The 16,656-nt window shown below is 67.5% G+C and carries 17 protein-coding genes; 5 read left to right on the plus strand and 12 right to left on the minus strand.

The annotated features are described in order from the left end of the window. Positions 1-35: 35 nt before the first annotated feature. The 10 genes from nuoE to G8O29_RS15010 all read right to left on the minus strand — a co-directional run bounded on the left by nuoE (position 36) and on the right by G8O29_RS15010 (position 8,227). Positions 36-1,115: an NADH-quinone oxidoreductase subunit NuoE gene (gene nuoE, locus G8O29_RS14965; protein ID WP_166404034.1), complete on the minus strand. Its 1,080-nt coding sequence runs from the start codon at positions 1,113-1,115 to the stop codon at positions 36-38. A 3-nt stretch (positions 1,116-1,118) separates the two neighbouring features. Next, positions 1,119-1,277: a hypothetical protein gene (locus tag G8O29_RS14970; RefSeq protein WP_155523138.1), complete on the minus strand. Its 159-nt coding sequence runs from the start codon at positions 1,275-1,277 to the stop codon at positions 1,119-1,121. After that, positions 1,277-2,512 (minus strand): NADH-quinone oxidoreductase subunit D, encoded by a 1,236-nt coding sequence (locus tag G8O29_RS14975; protein ID WP_207623859.1) that lies wholly within the window; start codon positions 2,510-2,512, stop codon positions 1,277-1,279. The genes G8O29_RS14970 and G8O29_RS14975 overlap by 1 nt, the downstream gene beginning before the upstream one ends. A gap of 28 nt (positions 2,513-2,540) precedes the next feature. Next, positions 2,541-3,146 carry an NADH-quinone oxidoreductase subunit C gene (locus G8O29_RS14980; protein ID WP_166404035.1) on the minus strand — a complete coding sequence of 202 codons (606 nt, stop codon included), beginning with the start codon at positions 3,144-3,146 and terminating at the stop codon, positions 2,541-2,543. A gap of 5 nt (positions 3,147-3,151) precedes the next feature. Beyond that, a complete protein-coding gene (locus G8O29_RS14985; RefSeq protein WP_187644560.1) occupies positions 3,152-3,685 on the minus strand; it encodes a NuoB/complex I 20 kDa subunit family protein in 534 nt (177 codons plus the stop codon). Next, a complete protein-coding gene (locus tag G8O29_RS14990; protein WP_166404036.1) occupies positions 3,676-4,041 on the minus strand; it encodes an NADH-quinone oxidoreductase subunit A in 366 nt (121 codons plus the stop codon). The genes G8O29_RS14985 and G8O29_RS14990 overlap by 10 nt, the downstream gene beginning before the upstream one ends. A 183-nt stretch (positions 4,042-4,224) precedes the next feature. Then, entirely contained in the window at positions 4,225-4,740 is a 516-nt protein-coding gene (locus tag G8O29_RS14995; protein WP_166404037.1) for a thermonuclease family protein, read from the minus strand. Further along, positions 4,740-5,972, minus strand: coding sequence for a DegT/DnrJ/EryC1/StrS family aminotransferase (locus tag G8O29_RS15000; protein ID WP_166404038.1), 1,233 nt, complete (start codon positions 5,970-5,972; stop codon positions 4,740-4,742). The genes G8O29_RS14995 and G8O29_RS15000 overlap by 1 nt, the downstream gene beginning before the upstream one ends. Continuing rightward, entirely contained in the window at positions 5,969-7,228 is a 1,260-nt protein-coding gene (locus G8O29_RS15005) for a TCR/Tet family MFS transporter (RefSeq protein ID WP_166404039.1), read from the minus strand. Before G8O29_RS15005 ends, G8O29_RS15000 begins: the two co-directional genes overlap by 4 nt. A 348-nt stretch (positions 7,229-7,576) precedes the next feature. Beyond that, positions 7,577-8,227 carry an HAD family hydrolase gene (locus tag G8O29_RS15010; RefSeq protein WP_166404040.1) on the minus strand — a complete coding sequence of 217 codons (651 nt, stop codon included), beginning with the start codon at positions 8,225-8,227 and terminating at the stop codon, positions 7,577-7,579. A 93-nt stretch (positions 8,228-8,320) separates the two neighbouring features. Between G8O29_RS15010 and glmU the strand changes: the two genes are divergently transcribed. The 4 genes from glmU (at position 8,321) to G8O29_RS15030 (ending at position 12,849) form a co-directional block, all read left to right on the plus strand. Further along, positions 8,321-9,673, plus strand: a complete 1,353-nt coding sequence (glmU, locus tag G8O29_RS15015) for a bifunctional UDP-N-acetylglucosamine diphosphorylase/glucosamine-1-phosphate N-acetyltransferase GlmU (protein ID WP_166404041.1) — start codon at positions 8,321-8,323, stop codon at positions 9,671-9,673. Between the two features lie 2 nt (positions 9,674-9,675). After that, on the plus strand, positions 9,676-11,493 hold the full coding sequence (gene glmS, locus G8O29_RS15020; protein ID WP_166404042.1) for a glutamine--fructose-6-phosphate transaminase (isomerizing): 1,818 nt from the start codon (positions 9,676-9,678) through the stop codon (positions 11,491-11,493). 100 nt (positions 11,494-11,593) lie between these two features. After that, complete coding sequence (locus G8O29_RS15025; RefSeq protein WP_166404043.1) at positions 11,594-12,127, plus strand: DUF3833 family protein; 534 nt, start codon at positions 11,594-11,596, stop codon at positions 12,125-12,127. Between the two features lie 50 nt (positions 12,128-12,177). Continuing rightward, the gene (locus tag G8O29_RS15030; RefSeq protein ID WP_166404044.1) at positions 12,178-12,849 is read left to right on the plus strand and encodes a DNA alkylation repair protein; all 672 of its coding nucleotides are present in this window, start codon (positions 12,178-12,180) and stop codon (positions 12,847-12,849) included. A gap of 66 nt (positions 12,850-12,915) precedes the next feature. Here G8O29_RS15030 and G8O29_RS15035 read toward each other — a convergent pair whose 3' ends face one another. Both G8O29_RS15035 and G8O29_RS15040 read right to left on the minus strand, forming a co-directional pair. Beyond that, positions 12,916-14,751 (minus strand): beta-N-acetylhexosaminidase, encoded by a 1,836-nt coding sequence (locus G8O29_RS15035; RefSeq protein WP_302848583.1) that lies wholly within the window; start codon positions 14,749-14,751, stop codon positions 12,916-12,918. Beyond that, the gene (locus G8O29_RS15040; RefSeq protein ID WP_242679127.1) at positions 14,748-15,509 is read right to left on the minus strand and encodes a GntR family transcriptional regulator; all 762 of its coding nucleotides are present in this window, start codon (positions 15,507-15,509) and stop codon (positions 14,748-14,750) included. Before G8O29_RS15040 ends, G8O29_RS15035 begins: the two co-directional genes overlap by 4 nt. 214 nt (positions 15,510-15,723) lie before the next feature. Between G8O29_RS15040 and G8O29_RS15045 the strand changes: the two genes are divergently transcribed. Then, entirely contained in the window at positions 15,724-16,653 is a 930-nt protein-coding gene (locus G8O29_RS15045) for a carbohydrate ABC transporter permease (RefSeq protein ID WP_166404046.1), read from the plus strand. Positions 16,654-16,656 lie beyond the last annotated feature (3 nt).

The following is a 16,656-nucleotide window of genomic DNA, read 5'->3' on the forward strand; positions in this document are numbered from 1 at the left end:
GACCTTGGCCGGACCCGGGCACTCACAAGACACCTTCAGCCGCGCGCTGCCGCCTCGGCCTCTTCGACACTGCCGCCCGCCGCAAGGATCCTGGCCTGGGCCACCCAACGGTCGCGGCTGACCCGGCCCTTGAAGCCTTCCAGATTCTCGTCGACCCAGGCGATCTCCTCCTCAGTCCAGGCGGCGATCTGGTCGAAATGGAAGAAACCCAGCTTGTGGCACAGCTGTTCCAGCTTGGGCCCGATCCCGAGGATCAGCTTCAGGTCATCCGGCTTGCCCTTGCGCGCGGCCTTCAGAGCCCTGGGCTTCTTTCCCACCGTTGCCGCAGGCGCAGGCGCCGTTTCGGCCTTCGGCTTCGGCGCGGGCTTGGCCGCAGGCATGGGCTCGGCCTTGACCGGCTTTGCCGCCCCGCCCAGCCAAGGCGTCCGCAGCGGCACTTCGGTCCCGTCGATCCGCTTGACCGTATCCTTCAGCTCCACCGCCGCCTGCACGCTGGCGTTATGGGGGTTCCGGCCCGCCTCGTATTCCTTCAGGCTGGTCAGCCCGCCCAGGGGCTCCGAGGCATAGCGCCCGTTCTGCGGCCCCGGCACCGGGACCTCGCCGTTGCGGAACCGCCCGATCAGAGCGCGCAGCTTCTCGGCCGTCAGGTCCTCGTAATAGTCCTTGCCGATCTGGGCCATCGGCGCGTTGGCACAGGCCCCCATGCACTCGACCTCTTCCCACGAGAACTTGCCGTCGGCCGACAGCGTATGCGGCGTCGGCGCGATCAGCTCTTTCGCCACCGCCACCAGCTCCTCGGCGCCGCAGATCATGCAGGAGGTCGTGCCGCAGATCTGCACATGCGCGACCGAGCCCACGGGCTGCAACTGGAACATGAAGTAGAAGGTCGCCACCTCCAGCGCGCGAATATAGGGCATCCCCAGCATGTCGGCGACATATTCGATCGCGGGGCGGCTAAGCCACCCCTCCTGCTCCTGCGCGCGCCACAACAGCGGGATGATCGCGCTCGCCTGTCGGCCCTCGGGATATTTGGTGATCTGGGCCTTGGCCCACTCCAGATTCGCCGGGGTGAAGGCGAAACTCTCGGGCTGGTCCTTGTGAAGACGGCGCAGCATGGCTCAGAAATATCCTCTGGCGAAAGTCAGGACCACGGCAGCCACGGCGCCCGAGACGGCGCCCATGACCAGCTTGTGGCCATAGCGGGACCCAACGACCCCGGCCAGGCCCGCAGCCGCGCCCAGGATCAGGGTCCACAGATTGATCGTGACGTCCGGCATCAGCGGTCGATCTCCCCGAACACGACATCCATCGTGCCGATGATGGCGCTGACGTCGGCCAACTGGTGGCCCTTGCAGATCCAGTCCATCGACTGAAGATGCAGATAGCCCGGCGCGCGGATCTTGGCCCGATAGGGCCGGTTGGTCCCGTCGGCCACCAGATAGACCCCGAACTCGCCCTTCGGCGCCTCGACCGCGGCATAGACCTCGCCCGCAGGCACATGGAACCCTTCGGTGTAGAGCTTGAAGTGGTGGATCAAGGCCTCCATCGAGGTCTTCATCTCGGCCCGCTTCGGCGGGGTGATCTTGCCGCGCGCCAGCACGTCGCCCTTCTCCACCCGCAGCTTGGCGCAGGCCTGGCGGATGATGCTGGTCGATTCCCGCATCTCGGCCATGCGGCAGAGATAGCGGTCATAGCAGTCGCCGTTCTTGCCGACCGGAATCTTGAAGTCGAATTCGTCGTAGCACTCATAGGGCTGGGCGCGGCGCAGGTCCCAGGCCAGACCCGACCCGCGCACCATCACGCCGGAATAGCCCCAGGCCAGCGCATCCGCTTCGGTCACCACGCCGATATCGGCATTGCGCTGCTTGAAGATGCGGTTCTCGGTCAGAAGCCCGTCGATATCGTCCAGCACCTTGGGGAAAGCCTCGGCCCAGGCGTCGATGTCGTCGATCAGCTGCGGCGTCAGGTCCTGATGCACCCCGCCGGGGCGGAAATAGGCCGCGTGAAGCCGCGCCCCGCAGGCGCGCTCGTAGAAGACCATCAGCTTCTCGCGTTCCTCGAAGCCCCAGAGCGGCGGGGTCAGCGCGCCCACGTCCATCGCCTGCGTGGTCACGTTCAGAAGGTGGTTCAGCACCCGCCCGATCTCGCAGAACAGCACCCGGATCAGGCTGGCGCGGCGCGGCACGACCGTCCCGGTCAGCCGCTCGATCGCCAGACACCAGGCGTGCTCCTGATTCATCGGCGCCACATAGTCCAGCCGGTCGAAATAGGGCAGGTTCTGAAGATAGGTGCGGCTTTCCATCAGCTTCTCGGTGCCGCGATGCAAGAGGCCGATATGCGGGTCGCAGCGTTCGACGATCTCGCCGTCCAGCTCCAGCACCAGCCGCAGCACACCATGCGCCGCCGGGTGCTGGGGCCCGAAGTTGATGTTGAAATTGCGGATGCGCTGTTCGCCGGTCTCCAGGTCCACCGACCCGTCATCATAGCTGTTGCGCCGGATGTCGCCGTCCATCAGTTTGCTCCCCTGCGGTCGCGGGCCATCACTTGGCCTCCGCCTTCTGGTCTCCCGGAAGGATATAGTCCGCCCCTTCCCAGGGGCTCATGAAATCGAACTGCCGGTATTCCTGCACCAGCTTCACCGGCTCGTAGACGACGCGCTTCAGCGCCTCGTCATAGCGCACCTCGGTGTAGCCGGTGGTCGGAAAGTCCTTGCGCAGCGGATAGCCCCGGAAACCATAGTCGGTCAGGATGCGCCGCAGGTCCGGGTGGCCCGAGAACAGGATGCCGAACATGTCGAACACCTCCCGCTCGAACCAGTTGGCGCTGGGGTGCAGGTCGGTGATCGACGGCACCATCTCTTCCTCGCGCACGGCGACCTTCACGCGGATGCGGTGGTTCCGGTACATCGACAGGAAGTGATAGACCACGTCGAACCGCTGCGGCCGTTCAGGGTGATCGACCGCCGTGATGTCCACCAGAGTGGAGAACCGGCAAGAGGCATCGTCGCGCAGGAACTCCACCAGCGCCTCAAGGTTCGCCAGATTCGCCACCACGGTCAATTCGCCGAAGGCGATGGTGGTCGAGACGACAGCCTCGGGCTGCTTCAGCTCGATATAGCCGGCAAGTTCGGTCAGGGCTTCGGACATGGGGCTTACCTCACCAGGGTGCCGGTGCGGCGGATCTTCCGCTGCAACTGAAGGATGCCGTACAGCAGCGCCTCGGCCGTGGGCGGGCAGCCGGGGACGTAGATATCGACCGGGACGATCCGGTCACAACCGCGCACCACCGAATAGCTGTAGTGATAGTAGCCGCCCCCGTTGGCGCAGGAGCCCATGCTGATCACATAGCGCGGTTCCGGCATCTGGTCATAGACCTTGCGCAGCGCCGGGGCCATCTTGTTGGTCAGCGTGCCCGCCACGATCATCAGATCCGACTGCCGCGGCGAGGCGCGCGGCGCGGTGCCGAAGCGTTCGAGGTCATAGCGCGGCATACTGGTATGCATCATCTCGACCGCGCAGCAGGCCAGACCGAAGGTCATCCAGTGCAGGCTGCCGATCCGCGCCCAGTTGATGATGTCCTCGGTGGACGTCAGGATGAAGCCCTTGTCCTGAAGCTCGCGATTCAACGCCTGAACGGCGACCTCGTGGTCGCCTCCGGCCGTGTTGGCTCCTGCCATCACTCCCATTCCAGGGCCCCTTTCTTCCATTCATAGGCGAACCCGACCGTCAGGACGCCCAGGAACAGCATCATAGACCAGAATGCCGCCATGCTCATGTCGCCAAATGCCACGGCCCAGGGGAAGAGGAACGCCACTTCCAGGTCGAAGATGATGAACAGGATCGACACCAGGTAGAACCGCACGTCGAACTTCATCCGCGCGTCGTCGAAGGCGTTGAAGCCGCATTCGTAGGCGCTGACCTTTTCGGGGTCCGGGTTCCTGACGGCCAGGACGGCGGCGGCCAGGATCAGGACAAGTCCCAGTCCGACGGCGACCGCCAGAAGGATGAGAATAGGCAGATACTCTCGGAGGATGAGGTCCACGAGGGGCTCCTTGATGGCTTGCGGCGCGCTTGCAAGGCAGACCGTCTCCGGCCCGCTTCGTCTCCCCGCCCGTTTACTCTGCGGCCCTGCCGGGGTCAACCGAAGCCGGGGCAGATTCCCGGCCCTGCGGGTGCAGAAAATCCAGCAAACCAAGTGTTTTGGTCGGAAATTCCGCCCTGCCCCTCAGCACCAGGTTCCCCGCAACCCGCCGCCGTACTGGCGCCCGTGGCCTGCCCGGATCATCGCGCGGGCGACGTCAACCCCGTCCAGCTCCAGCCGCACCAGCATCCGGCCGTACGGGTCCGTGCCCTGCCGCTTTAGCGACAGCCGGTCCGCCTTCTGGATCAGCGTCCGCAGCGCCCAGGCAGCCTTCTCGGCCGCGATGAACTCGGCCAGGCATTTCGGCGCGAACTTCTCGGGCGTGTCGAAGCCCAGAAGCCGCGCGCTGACCATGCCGTCCTCGGGGCAGATCAGCGACAGGGTATCCCCGTCCACCACCCGCAGGATCCGGCAATCGCCCTGGGCACTGGCCACCGTCTTCATGCCCGCATTCACCAGGTCGGCAACGGTCGGCACCAGCACCAGCCCGCCCAGACCCAGCACGATCACCGACTTGAGATAGAAGCGCGGATCGGCCAGCCGCCGCAGCCCGCGCACCAGCGGTCCTGCCGGCCGGGCCGGACGGAAAAGCCAGCCCATCAGTCCGCGACCGGAGCCGCCACCGGGGCCAGAGCCTTGGCCGCCAAGGCCCGCGCCGCCTCCTCCGCGATGATCCGGGCGATCTGGTCCACGTCATCGGTGGCGAAGGTCAACGGCAGCCGCATGTCGATCAGCCCGGCCAGCACCCGGTCGGTCTGCGGCAGCGGCTCCGGCGCGGCATAGTGCCAATGCGCATAGCGGCTGGTGAAGCCCGCCGGTTCCGCTGCCCCGAACCACTTCAGCTCCACCCCCCGCGCCGCTGCCCCCGCGACGAAACCCGCCACCCGAGCCGCTTCCCATCCCGGCAGCAGGAACTGAAAGCTTGACCCCATGTAGTCCTCATGCTGCGGCCTTGGGATCAGCCGGACACCCGGCGCGCCCGCCAGGCCCCGCTCCATCCCCTCATAAAGCGCCCGCCACCGCGCCCGCCTCTCATCCAGCATCGCCACCTGAGGCCGCAGGATCGCCGCGCGCAGGTTGTCCATCCGGGAGGAGACGTTCGGCACCTCCAGCCTCAGCCGCTCGAACACCTCCGGCGGGGGCGCCGCGCGGTGCCGGGCATACAGCATGTAGGACCCCGACAAGAGCACCGCCCGCGCGGCAAGCTCGGCGTCATCGGTCACCAGAAACCCGCCCTCGCCGCTGTTCATATGCTTGTAGGTCTGCGTCGAATAGCAGCCGATCGCCCCGTGCCGCCCCGAGGGCACGCCCTTCCACCTGGCCCCCATCGTATGCGCGCAATCCTCGATCACCTGCACACCCAGCCGGTCGCACAGGGCCATCAGCGCCTCCATGTCGCAGACATGCCCGCGCATGTGCGACAGCAGCAGCACCCGCGCGCCCGAGGCCTTCGCCTGCGCCTCCAGATGCGCAAGGTCGATGGTCAGATCCTCCGTCACCTCGACAAGCACCGGCCTTGCCCCCAGCGAGGCAATCGCCCCCGGCACCGGGGCCAGCGTGAAGGCGTTGGACAGGACCGGCTCGCCCGGTTTCACCTGCAAGGCCCGCAGGGCACAGGCCATCGCCGCCCCGCCGGACGCCAGCCCAAGGCAGTATTTCGCGCCCAGATAGGCCGCGAACTCCTCCTCAAGCAAAGCCGTTTCCGCGATTTCACCGGGCGCCGTGTTGTAACGGTGCAGCCGCCCGTGCCGCAGCACCGCCAGCGCGGCCTCGATCCCGGCCTCGGGGATCGGCTCCTGCTGGGTGAAACTGCCGGTGAAACGCTCGGTCATGCCTTTTCGGACCTCTTGAGGATCAGGAACAGCACGGTGGTCAGCGCCAGGAACCCCGCCGCCACCCAGAAGGCCACATCCGTCGACCGCCAGGCGCGGCCCTCCGCCCAGAAATGCCCGAAGACGAAGGCAAAGAAAACGGTGCCGAACAGCATCGCCACATTGGTCACGGCCGAAATCCCGCCCTGCAACTCGCCCTGCGCATCCTCGGGCACGCGCCTGGTCAGCAGCGTCGTCATCAACGGATGCACAAAGCCTTCCGGCCCGTGCAGGATCATCAACGCGATCACCGCGCCCAGCGAGCCTACAAAGCCATAGCCCAGCACCACCAGCGTGGCACAGACCAGCCCGAACAGCGCCACGGTCCACTCGCCGAACCGCTTGGTCGCAGGGCCGGTCAGCAGCCCCTGGAAGCCCCCTGCGATCAGCCCGAAGACCGCCAGCGTCGCCCCCACCATCGCCTCGGACCAGCCGAACTTGGCGATCCCCCAGAAGGCCCAGATCGCCGGATAGACGCTGGTGGAAAAGAAGAACAGGCCCATGACCAGCACCATCGGCAGGACGCCCCTGTAGGTCGCAAAGACCCGGAAGGCGCCGAAGGGATTGGCCCGCCACAGCTCGAACGGGCGGCGGTTCCCGGGGGCCAGCGATTCCGGCAGCACGAACCAGCCGTAGACGAAATTAAGCAGGGAAATGCCCGCCGCCACCCAGAACGGCACGCGCGGCCCCAGCTCTCCCAGAAGCCCGCCGATCGCGGGGCCGATCACGAAGCCCACGCCAAAGGCCGCGCCCATGTAGCCGTAAGCCTTGGCGCGGTCGTCGGGCGCGGTGACATCGGCGATGTAGGCGCTGGCGATGATCCAGCTTGCGCCGCAGACCCCGGCGATGACCCGTCCTGCGAACAGCCATTCCAGCGAGGGCGCCAGCGCCATCAGGATGAAGTCCATCCCCAGCCCGAAGATCGCAAGCAGCAAGAGCGGGCGGCGCCCGAAGCGATCCGACAGGTTGCCCATCAGCGGCGCAAAGAGGAACTGGGCCAGCGAAAACGCCGCGAACATCCAGCCGCCGATCACCGCCGCCCGGGCGATATCGACATGGCCCACATCCTCGATCAGCTTCGGCAGGACCGGCATGATGAGGCCAAAGCCCACCATGTCCAGAAAGACCGTGATCAGCACGAAGGTCACCGCATGGCGGCTGACCGCCCTAGGCGCCTCCGGCGCCGGATCGGCAGGGATGTCGGAGGCCTCGGTCATGGCCGCGACCCTATGGGTCGGCGCAGCGACTGTCAAAGGGGCGCGGGGCGACGTCCCACTCTTCGCCGCCCCTTCCCTTCGCCGAATATCCCCGCCTGAGGCACGGCCCGAGCCGGTTGGCCAAAGGCCAGAGGCGAGACAAGGGCTTGCGCCGTCAGGCGCTCGATCCGACAGCCTCTGCACCCGGAACCGTCCTGTCAGCCCCCGGACCATGTCGCGTATGGTGGGCCGTTCTGCGCCCCTTCGGCGCAGGCCGACCCACCGCCCGAAAAGGTTAACCAGACCTGAATGCCCGCAGACAAGCCATTGATTTTCCGTGCACGGTAACAGGCGCCGCGCGCGGCGCGGTCACGTCAGCAGCCGCCCCGCCAGCCCCGGCAGGTCCTCGAACCGGTCCAGCAGCGCCGCCGGCCGGAACCGGGAAACGCCCGCCCCCTCCGGCCCGAAGGTAACAAGGACCACCGGCACCCCCGCCGCCACCCCGGTCTTCGCGTCCGTCTCGGTATCCCCCACCAGCATCGACCGCCCCACGACCCCCCCGGCCCGCTCCACCGCCGCCCGGTAAGGGACGGGATCGGGCTTCCGGACCGGAAAGGTATCCGCCCCGACCAGAGCCCCGAAGGCCCCCCGCACCCCAAGCTCGGCCAGCAGAAGCTCTGCCAATGCCTCCGGCTTGTTCGTGCAGACCGACACCGCGAAGCCCCCCGCCTTCAAGGCCTCCACCGCCTCCATCGCGCCGGGATAGAGCCGGGTATGCGTGGCGATCCCCGCCCGGTAGGCCTCCAGCAGCACCGGATAGCCCGCATCCACATCCGCCTCGGACCAGTCCATCCCCAGCCGGGTGAACCCCAGCCGCAGCATCGCCCGCCCGCCATGGAACGCTGTCAGGGCATCCTGCGGCCCCAGCACCGCCCGTGGCAACGCCGCATTCGCCGCCGCCAGCAGATCCAGCGAGGTGTCCGCCAAAGTTCCGTCCAGATCGAATACGACACAGCGCATGTTTGGCAGTCCTGTAACCTGTCGTGAAGCGCGGCCCCTTGCCACCCTTCGCCACGGGGGTAAAACGGGCGCCGACACATTGGAAGGGCAAGAATGCAGGTTTCAGTCATCGTTTTGGCCGCCGGACAAGGCACCCGGATGAATTCCGACCTGCCCAAGGTCCTGCACCAGGTCGCCGCCGCCCCCCTCCTCCATCACGCGCTGGCGACGGCCCACCGGCTGGACCCTTCCCGCATCGTGGTCGTGACCGGCCACGGGGCCGAGGCCGTCGCGGCCTCTGCCACCGCCTTTTCCGAAGCCGTCGAGACCGTCGTCCAGGACCCCCAGCTCGGCACCGCCCATGCGGTGGCCCAGGCCGCCCCCCTGCTTGCCGACGCGCCGGGCGAGGCGATCGTCCTCTACGCCGATACCCCCCTCATCCGCGAGGAGACCCTGCGCGCCATGCTCGACGCCCGGGCGCGCCACGCGGTCGTCATCCTCGGCTTCCACGCGCGGGACCCCGGCCGCTACGGCCGCCTGCTGACCCGGGGCGACGAACTCCTTGCCATCCGCGAATTCAAGGACGCCACACCCCAAGAACGCGCCGTCACCCTGTGCAACTCCGGCGTCGTCTGCGCCGAAGCAAGAACCCTCTTCTCCCTCATCGCCGAGGTGAAGAACGACAACGCGGCGGGCGAATACTACCTGACCGACATCGTGGAACTGGCCCGCAGCCGCGGCCTGAGCGCCGGGGTCGTCCTCTGTGACGAGGCCGAAACCCTGGGCGTAAACACAAGGCAACAGCTGGCCGAGGCCGAAGCCGCCTTCCAGGCCCGCGCCCGGGCCGAGGCGCTGGAGAACGGCGTCACCCTCACAGCGCCCGAAACCGTGTTCTTCGCGCTGGATACCCATATCGGCCGCGACGCGATCATCGGCCCGAACGTCCTGTTCGGTCCCGGCGTCACCGTGGAATCCGGGGCCGAGATCAAGGGCTTCTGCCATCTGGAAGGCTGCCACATCAGCCGCGGCGCCACCGTCGGCCCCTTCGCCCGCCTCCGCCCCGGCGCGGAACTGGCCGAGGATGTGCATGTCGGCAACTTCGTCGAGATCAAGAACGCCATCCTCGACGAAGGCGTGAAGGTCGGCCATCTGACCTATATCGGCGACGCGGACATCGGCGAACACACCAACATCGGCGCGGGCACCGTGACCTGCAACTACGACGGCGTGAGGAAGCACCGCACCGTGATCGGCAAGCGGGCCTTCATCGGATCGGACACGATGCTGGTGGCCCCGGTCACGGTGGGCGACGGGGCGCTGACGGCCTCGGGGTCGGTCATCACCGAGGACGTGCCCGCCGAAGCGGTGGCCATCGGGCGCGCAAGGCAGGTCATCAAACCCGGTCTTGCGACCAGGATGTTCGAAAAGTTGAAATCCATAAAGGCTACGAAGGCAAAGGGGCATTAGAAATGTGCGGTATTGTAGGGGTGCTGGGCAATCACGAAGCGGCCCCGCTTCTGGTCGAGGCGCTGAAACGGCTGGAATACCGGGGCTATGACAGTGCCGGGATCGCCACCGTGAACGCGGGCAAGCTGGACCGCCGCCGGGCGGTCGGCAAGCTGGTCAACCTGTCCGACCTTCTGGTCCATAACCCATTGGCCGGAAAGGCCGGCATTGGCCACACCCGCTGGGCCACCCACGGCGCGGCGACTGTTGCCAACGCCCACCCGCACCGCGCGGGCGGGGTGGCGGTCGTCCACAACGGCATCATCGAGAACTTCCGCGACCTGCGCGCCGAACTGGCCGCAGACGGCTATGTGCAGGAATCCGAGACCGACACCGAAACCATCGTCCTTCTGGTCAAGCGCGCGATGGACCGCGGCGCCGCGCCGGTCGAGGCCGCGAAGGACACGCTGGCCCGCCTGCACGGGGCCTTCGCGCTCTGCTTCCTGTTCGACGGCCATGACGACCTTATGATCGCCGCCCGCAAGGGCTCTCCGCTGGCCATCGGCTGGGGCGAGGGCGAGATGTTCGTGGGCTCGGACGCCATCGCGCTGGCCCCGATGACCGACCGGATCACCTATCTGGAGGAAGGCGACTGGGCCGTCATCACCCGCGCGGGGGCCGAGATCTACGACGCAGAGAACCGCCGTGCCAACCGGGCCGAGACTCGGATCCAGCTGGATGCTACGCGCATCGAAAAGGCCGGCTACAAGCATTTCATGGCCAAGGAAATCGCCGAGCAGCCCGTGGTCATTGCCGATGCGCTGAAGCATTACACCTCGGCCGATGGCGCGCTGCGTCTGCCCGAAGCCCTTGATTTCAAGGGCATTGACCGCGTGACGCTGGTCGCCTGCGGCACTGCCTCCTATGCCTGCCACGTTGCGAAATACTGGTTCGAACAGATCGCCGGGCTGCCCGCCGACATCGACATCGCGTCCGAGTTCCGCTACCGCGACCCGGTGCTGTCACCGGCCTCGATGGCGATCTTCGTCAGCCAGTCGGGCGAGACCGCCGATACGCTGGCCGCGCTGCGCCACGTCCGCGACAAGGTGGCGAAGGTGGTATCGGTCATCAATGTGCCGACCTCGTCGATCGCGCGGGAAAGCGACCTTGCGCTGCCGATCCTGGCCGGGGTGGAGGTCGGGGTCGCCTCGACAAAGGCCTTCACCTGCCAGCTGACGGTCCTGGCGCTGATGGCGCTGAAGGCGGCGCAGGATCACGGTCGGATCGACCCGCACGCGCTGGCGGCGAAGCTTCAGTCGCTGCGGTCGGTGCCGGGTCTGATGAACGCGGCGCTTGCGCTTTCCGATCCGATCGCGCGGGTGGCCGAGGAACTGGCGAAGGCGCAGGACATCCTGTTCCTGGGCCGCGGCCCGATGTTCCCACTGGCACTGGAAGGTGCGCTGAAGCTGAAGGAAATCAGCTATATCCACGCCGAAGGTTACGCATCGGGTGAACTGAAGCACGGGCCCATCGCCCTGATCGACGCCGCCGTGCCGGTGATCGTGCTGGCCCCGAAGGATGCGCTGTTCGACAAGACCGTGTCGAACATGCAGGAGGTCATGGCGCGCAACGGCAAGGTGCTGCTCCTGTCCGACGCCGAGGGCGTGGCCGAAACCGGCAAGGGCACCTGGAAGACCCTGACCCTGCCGGGGGTCGAGCCGCTCTGGGCGCCGATCCTCTATGCCGTGCCGGCACAACTGCTGGCCTATCACACGGCCGTCGCGAAGGGCACGGATGTGGACCAGCCGCGCAATCTTGCGAAATCGGTGACCGTGGAATAGGGGCCGATTTCTTCGAAGAAATCGGCGCGGAGTTTTCGAAAACTCCGCGCCCCTGATCCAGCCCTGCGCGGCCTTCGTATCCTGAGAAACGGAGCCCGGCATGCAGCGCAGAACCCTTCTTCTCGGCCTCGCCGCCCTGCCCCTGGCGGCCTGTGCCGCAACACCGGCCCCGCCGGCGGGCCCCACCCGGCCGCTCACCCTGGTCTCGGCCTTTGAGGGGCGCAGCACCGGCCGGGGGCATTTCCGGGTCTGGCTGACCGGGGACGAACGCCGCTTTTCCGCGCGGCTGAACGGGCGCGTCACGGGCCGGGCAGGCGCGCGGGTCCTGACCGTGGTCGAGGATTTCCTCTACGACGACGGCCAGAGCGACCGCCTGACCTGGGTCTTCCGTGAAACCGGCCCGGGCCGCTGGACCGGCAGGCGCGAGGATACCGTGGGCGAGGCGCGCGTGACCGAGGAAGAAGGCCTGATCCGGCTGTCCTACACCGCGGATTTCCGATCACCTTCGGGCGTCAATCGTCTGGGATTTCAGGACATCATCTACGGTCTGCCCGACGGGACGATTGTCAACGACGCCGTGGTCACCCGCGCCGGACTGGCCGTGGCTTCGGTCCGCTTCGTGATCCGTCGCTGACTTGCCCTCGGGCCGCAAGGCTGGCAGGTAAGGGCGGAATGGAGGCTCCTATGACCGCGCTTGCCGAGCTTGAGGCGCTGACCCACCCTGCAAAGGCGGCCGAGATGGCGGCCTATCACAAGGTCTCGCGCCGCTATCTGGGCGTCCCGATGCCGCAGATCGAAGACCTGACCGACCGCTGGCGGGCGGAGCTTTCGCTGGACGACCGGATCGCCCTTGCCGCTGATCTCTGGCGCACGAACATCCATGAGGCCCGAGTGGCGGGCGCGAAACTGCTGACCCAGGCGCGCATCCGGCCCGACCAGGCGGCATGGGACCTGATCGTCTCATGGGTGCCCGATTTCGACGGCTGGGCGCTGGCCGATCACGCCTCCATCGCCGGGCAGAAACGGCTGGTCGCCGATCCGGCCCGGATCGACACGGTCGAGACCTGGATCGCCAGCCCGCACATGTGGACCCGCCGCGCCGCCCTGGTGATGACCCTGCCCTGGACCAAGCAGAACTTTCCCAAGGACCGGGATCTTGCCATCCGCGCCCGCGTGCTGGGATGGTGCGAGACGCTGGCCTCGGATCACGACTGGTTCATCCAGAAGGCTGTCGCCTGGTGGCTGCGGGATCTGTCGAAGCACGACGCCGAGGCGACGCGGGCCTTCCTGACCGCGCAGGGGCCCAAACTGAAGCCCTTCGCCCGCAAGGAAGCCGCGCGGCATCTGACCGACTGACGGCGCCTCGATCGACTGCGTCTCCTCGCCGCGCAGGGCGGGTCGTCGTCACCTGCGCGCCACGGCTCAGGCCCCGCGATGCCGCCGCCAGCCGATCCGGTCGAACAGCGGACCATAGACCCCGGCCAGCGCGCGCAGGGCGGCCCCGCCGGTACGGCCCTTCGGCTCCCAGCTCTTGGTTGCGACGCCGAGGATGCGGGGCGCGATCATGGCCTCGGCCTGATCGTCCTGCACGATGACCTCACCCCAGAGGCACGCCTGGACCCCGGCGACCCGGGGCGCGATGTCCTCGGCCCCCGCAGGGACCGGGTCCCAGTCCACGGTCCGTTCCAGAGACACGAACCCCGCCCATGCCGCACCCCAGTCATCAGGATCACCGCTGTGCGCCAGGTCGAAATAGACGTTCTGCGCCGGGCACATCACCACCTCATGCCCGCGCCGGGCGGCTGCGACCCCCGGTCCCTGCCCGGTCCAGCTGAACAGCAGCGCCCCGTTCCCGATCCCGCCCTGACAGCCTTTGGCAGCCTCTTCCCAGGCCGCCACGCGCACTCCGTCTTCCCCCAACGCTGCGGCAAGCCTCGCCAGCATCCAGCCCTGCACATCCTCTGACGTGGCCAGCCCCTCGCGCGCCTTCAGCGCCGCCACGGCGGGCGAGCCGTCCCAGGCCCCGGGCGGCGCCTCGTCCGCGCCCAGATGCAGCATGCCCAGCGGGAACAGCCCCGCGACCTCGCGCGCCAGCGGCAGCAGAAGGTCCCAGGTCGCCGGCATGGCCGGGTTGACGATGTTGTCCATATAGCCCTGGACCGAGACTTCCTCGCCATTGTCGCCGGGGTCGCGCAGTCCGGGGACCGCCCGGATCATCGCATGGGAATGGGCGGGCACCTCGATTTCCGGCAGCACCTCGATCTGCAAGGCCCGCGCCCGCGCAAGGATCCTTGCCACAGCAGCCCTGGAATAGCTGCCCCCCGCTCGGATGCCACCGCCAAAGACGCCGGGGACCAGCTCGCCCTCGCCCCGGAACGCCGTGCGCTGCCAGAGCAGCGGCTGCGTTTCCACTTCCAGCCGGAACGCCTCGTCATCGGCGAAATGCCAGTGGAAGCGGTTCAGCTTCAACAGCGCCATCACGTCCAGAAGCCGCAGGATGAACTCCACCCCGAAGAAATGCCGCGCGCAATCAAGGTGTTGCCCGCGCCAGCCGAAGCGCGGCCTGTCGGTGATGACCCCGCAGGGCAGCGCACCGCCACAGGTCTCGCGCAGGGTCAGAAGCGTGATTCCGGCGTAGTGCAGGCCCGCAGGCCCGCCAACCGCCACCGCAAGCCCCCCGTCGGCGATCGTCAACCGGTAGCCATCGGGCGGCAGATCGGCGCTTTCGCTCACCGCCAGCGCCCGCCCGCCCGCGCCGACCAGCGGGGCCAGCCCCAGGCGCAGGGCCAGATCGGCAACCCCCTCCAGCCCCGCAACCGGAGCGACCGTGGCGAACTCCACCACCCCGCCGGACGGCGCCCAGTCCGTCGGCTGCGGCACCAGGGGCAACCGGTCCGGCGCCAGCGGCGGGGCCGCCGGAGCTTCGCCCGGGCGCACTCCAAGCTCGGCACCGGGCGGCAGGGGCAGACAGTCACGCCCGACCCGCAGATAGGCGCCCAGCGGCAGCCAGGCGCGGTTGCGCGGGGCGTAGTCGGGATTGGCATATTCCAGCACCACCTCGTGCAGCTGCCCCGGCAGAAGGTCCGGCAGGGACACCTCGGCATAGCCCGCCACCCGCCGGATCAGCGCTCCGCCCGACACCACCTTCGGCGCGGCCATCAGCGAAAAGCAGAAGACCGGGGCGGCAAGCGGACGATCGGCGCCGATCGCGCAGTGGATCTGGCGCCCGTCGATGCGGGCGCGGAAGGTCAGGCTCATGATGGGTCCAGTCTCAGTTCCGCGATGAAATCGTAGATGTCGCTGCGATAGAGGCCGCGGGTGAACTCGATGGGCCGCCCCGTGGGCAGATAGGCCGTCCGGTCGATCCGCAGCACCGCCGCCCCGTCGGGCAGCATCAGAAGCCGCGCATCCACCGCGTTCAGGTTCACCGCCGAGATCCGCTGCACCGCCCGCGTCGGGGCCTTCCCGCGGGCGCGGAGCACATCGTAAAGCGAGGTCTCCACCACTTCCGGGTCCGGCAGGACATCGGTCGGCAGCGAGGACCATTCCAGCGCAAGCGGCGTGTCGTCGGCAAAGCGCAGCCGCTCGACCCGGGCCACGCCCTCGCCCGTCGGCAGGCCCAGGGCCACCTGTTCGTCGGGGTTGGGCAGGAAGATCCCCCGCCGCAGGATGCGGCTGGAGGAGGTCTTGCCGCGCTGGCGCATGTAGTCGGTGAAGGACAGAAGCGAGGACAGCGACTGTTCGATCCTCGCCCGCGCGGGCCGGACGAAGGTGCCTGCGCCACGCCGCTGTTCCAGCACGCCATCCTCGACCAGCCGGCTGACGGCCTTACGCACGGTGACGCGGCTGACGTCGGCAATCAGCGCCAGTTCGCGTTCGGGGGGAAGCTGCGTCTCGGGCGCAAGCTCGCCCGACCCGATACTCGCCGACAGGTGACGGTAAAGCTGTTCGTAGCGCGGCCCACGGCCCGCGCGATACCAGGCCTCGGGGCGGAAAAGCGCAAGATCGTCGTCCAATGTCGCCCCCTGATTGGTATTATTTCCATGGAACCAAGACGGCCCGCACCCGAAAGGTTGAGCGTAAAAATCCGCAAAAAACAAGCCCAAAATGCACAAATAGCTTATCTTCGTCGCTTTTGGTATTATTTTGGTAGCTTTTCGAGATTTTTTTGGTATGGTCAGCCCATCCAGTCGATTCGCCACATGGCCGAACCACCGCGGGGGGAGACGCATGACCTTGGTCGCCGACGGCACCGCAGCACCGCAAAGAACGCGTCGCAAGGCGCTTTCGGACCGCGCCTTCGCCTGGATCCTGATCGCGCCGGCCGTCCTGTTCATTGTCGCCATCGTCGCCTGGCCGCTGGTCGAGACGATCCGGCTGTCCTTCACCAATGCCTCGCTGGCGGGCGAGGACTATGTCGGCCTTGCCAACTACGAAAAACTGTTCCAGGGCGGCAAGTTCACCGAGATCATCGTGCGGACCTTCGTCTGGATGTTCTTCTCGGTCAGCCTGAAGCTGATCCTCGGCCTGATCGGCGCCAGCCTGCTGATGGCGGCGGTTCCCGGGCAGGCGCTGTTCCGCATCCTGATCATGCCGCCCTGGGTCATCCCGATCGCCATGGGCTGCCTGGGCTGGCTGTGGCTGTTCAACGGCGATTTCGGCATCATCTCCGGGGTGGCCCAGGCCATCGGCCTCACCGACGGGCCCTTCGCCTTCCTCGCCTACCGCAACTCGGCCTTCTGGGCGGCCATCGTCACCGACGCCTGGGTCGGCACGCCCATGGTGACCCTGTTCTTCCTGGCCGCGATGCAGGGCGTCAGCCGCGACCTCTACGAGGCCGCCTGGGTCGATGGCGCGAGCCGCTGGTATCGTTTCCGTCGGATCACCATTCCCCAGATCATGCCCGTCATCGTTTCCATGGCCCTGATGTCGGCGATCTGGACCTTCAACAGCTTCGAGATCATCTGGATCCTCACCCAGGGCGGCCCCCGCGGCGGCACCACCACGATGATCATCGACACCTACAAGGTCGCCATTGCCAACCTGCAATTCGGCGAGGGCGCGGCGCGCGCGGTCATCATCGTGATCATGCTCGCCCTTTTCAGCCTGCTCTACCTCTGGGTGCTGGGCCGCGTGAACCGCAAGTACGGGGTGAAGTGACAT

Source organism: Rhodobacter calidifons, assembly GCF_011174775.1.
Taxonomy (GTDB): Bacteria; Pseudomonadota; Alphaproteobacteria; order Rhodobacterales; family Rhodobacteraceae; genus Tabrizicola; species Tabrizicola calidifons.